The organism is Chrysiogenia bacterium, assembly GCA_020434085.1.
Lineage (GTDB): Bacteria > JAGRBM01 > JAGRBM01 > JAGRBM01 > JAGRBM01 > JAGRBM01.
This window is the reverse complement of record JAGRBM010000303.1, coordinates 1-2,175: the sequence shown is the minus strand read 5'-3', so window position 1 is coordinate 2,175 and position 2,175 is coordinate 1. Positions and strand designations below refer to the sequence as shown.

Annotated in this window: 4 protein-coding genes; 1 reads left to right on the top strand and 3 read right to left on the bottom strand. The window is 61.2% G+C overall.

Translation table 11 applies throughout. The features are described from left to right. Window positions 1-129: 129 nt before the first annotated feature. From KDH09_10575 to KDH09_10565, 3 genes are all read right to left on the bottom strand, one after another. Window positions 130-372: a hypothetical protein gene (locus KDH09_10575; protein ID MCB0220129.1), complete on the bottom strand. Its 243-nt coding sequence runs from the start codon at window positions 370-372 to the stop codon at window positions 130-132. Window positions 373-479: 107 nt separating this feature from the next. Further along, the gene (locus KDH09_10570) at window positions 480-1,385 is read right to left on the bottom strand and encodes an IS3 family transposase (protein ID MCB0220128.1); all 906 of its coding nucleotides are present in this window, start codon (window positions 1,383-1,385) and stop codon (window positions 480-482) included. Next, on the bottom strand, window positions 1,382-1,774 hold the full coding sequence (locus KDH09_10565) for a transposase (GenBank protein ID MCB0220127.1): 393 nt from the start codon (window positions 1,772-1,774) through the stop codon (window positions 1,382-1,384). Before KDH09_10565 ends, KDH09_10570 begins: the two co-directional genes overlap by 4 nt. Window positions 1,775-1,968: 194 nt before the next feature. On the opposite strand from KDH09_10565, the gene KDH09_10560 reads away from it, so the two are divergent. Further along, a partial coding sequence (locus tag KDH09_10560) for an alpha-amylase (GenBank protein ID MCB0220126.1) occupies window positions 1,969-2,175 on the top strand: 207 nt, incomplete at its 3' end.

The following is a 2,175-nucleotide window of genomic DNA, read 5'->3' as shown; positions in this document are numbered from 1 at the left end:
CTACGAAACAACGCCGTCGCGTACACGAGCGACGTTCGCCAACTCGGCGGATACATTGGCGCCACGCGCGAGACGACGCCGCCAGTCTCGAGCGCTTTGAGCCGAGCTCTGTGGTGCGGGCCGCTCACCTCAACTCTGCGCAGCCCGCCAGTCATCGGGGTACGGCTGCCTGTCTGCTTCTTGATCGGTCGTGTAGGGCGCTCTGCCCAGAAAATCGTTGTACTTCGTCATCGCCTCGAAATGCGTTCCAGCATCGAAAGTCCAGAGAAGCGTGGCACCAGGTGCGAGCGCCCGACGTGCGTCATCGCCCATCGGCCCAGCCAAGCAGCACATTTCCATCCCGTCGGGCTCCCGCCAGACTTCATGTTTCAGGGTTGCCATGACAGACCTTAAGCTTCTTTCTCGTCCGAGCAAGCCGGCGAGCGCACTGTACTGTTCCCGTAAGTTCAAGACACTTCATCGAATAAAAATGCGCTCGCTCATGCCGCTAACTTCAGCGCGCCGTGCGACCCTCGAACCTCGCTGGGGGTGCTCCACTTGAGCGACTGATGAGGCCGACGCTCGTTGTATTCGATGCGCCATGCATCAAGCGCAGCCTGGAGCTCGGCAATCGAGTTCCAGTCACGTAGCCAAATACACTCCTCCTTCATCGTGCGGATGACTCGCTCCGTCACTGCATTGCCGGTGGGGCGACCTACGGGCGCGAACGTATGGTCGAGACCCCATCGCTTGCAGAGCTCCTCGCAGTCTCCGCCCGTGTACTGCGGCCCATGGTCTGTGCGTAATCCCAGACCATCCGGGACATGGGATGGCGAGCCGAAGGTCTTAAAGAGCGCGGCGCCGACCGCAGAAAGGACGGCCGGGGACTCTTGAGACTTCGTGACCCGTAGCTCAAGCAATGAGCGACAACCACAATCGATGACGGGCACGATCGCCACAAGTCCTTCCTCCTTGGTCCATGTTGTCGTCATGTCCGTGCCCCACAGCCGGTTCGGAAACTCCACGGCGACTGTGCCTCGAGGTGCTTCTCCAGGGCGGACACCGGGCGAGAATGTCAGCCCCATATCCTTCATCAGAGCCCAGACCCTTTTTCGGCTCGTGCGAAGCTCATAGGGGGCACGACGAAGCATCGCGTGGATCTTGCGGACGCCCCATGCCGGGTGCGCAGCCGCGATGGATGAAATGGCGGGTCGGAGCGCCTCGACTGCGATGCCCCGCCGAGACTTCTCCGAGGCCGCAGGGCTGGCCAAGGGTGAAGCTCCGGCCTCATCCCGCGAGGGTGTCGACGCATCACGCTTCGCCGCATAGTAGGCCGCCCGGGATAGCCCAAACACCGTGCACACAAGCACCACGCTCGCCCGCCCGAACTCCGTATCTCGGCTCATTTGAGTGACCTCCCACGACGAGTAGGGCGCGCAGTGGCCTTCCATGCCTCCACCCCGCGAGAGGCGAGTGCGTACTTCAGCGACACATCTTTGAGCGCTTCCTCGAGTTCCACCACGCGTCGTTCGAGTTCTCGTTCCCGGGGCGAGCCACCATCAGCATGGCGCAGCGCCGTCTCCATGCCATCGAGCGCCTCATCTCTCCACCCTGACACCGTTCCGGGTAGTACACCGTATCGCTTCGCGAGCTGATCTAAGCTTGCCTTTCCTGAGAGCAACTCCATCACCGCCTGCTTCCGCTCGGCCGCACTCCGACGCCCAGGCCGACCTCGTGTCACGCCCTCAGTTCCTTCCAAGCTATGCTCTCTTGCCTTCTTTGCCACGACTGCCATTTCCGCTCCTGAGGCCTCAGGTCCAGGGATTTCGACCCCGAACACTGTCAACCTGTTGGACGGGAACAGAGTACGTGATTCGTGCGCCGTGACGTCTCAAAGCATGAACGCAAGGTTCGAAACGCGTGGGGGGCGGCATTCGCCCGGGTTTTGGCGGGTTTTGGCGAGAGTTGGTTTGTGATAGTCCGTGATGCGTGATCGTCTATAATCTGTTTCCGTTGTTGGCAGGCCCATGTCGGGCATGGACGCCGCATCTTCAGCGTGCCGCGGAGATGGGCTTCGACTGGGTCTTCGTGAATCCGATTCAGAAGCCGGGTTTCTCGGGCAGCTTGTATTCCATTGTCGATTACTTCGCGTTGAACCCATTGTTGGGCGAGCCCCAGCCTCAGCCCGAGATTGTG

What these genes read in the sequence shown, in the direction of transcription:
- KDH09_10565 (MCB0220127.1), bottom strand. Translation starts at nt 1,774, where the DNA reads ATGGCAGTCGTGGCAAAGAAGGCAAGAGAGCATAGCTTGGAAGGAACT.
- KDH09_10570 (MCB0220128.1), bottom strand. Translation starts at nt 1,385, where the DNA reads ATGAGCCGAGATACGGAGTTCGGGCGGGCGAGCGTGGTGCTTGTGTGC.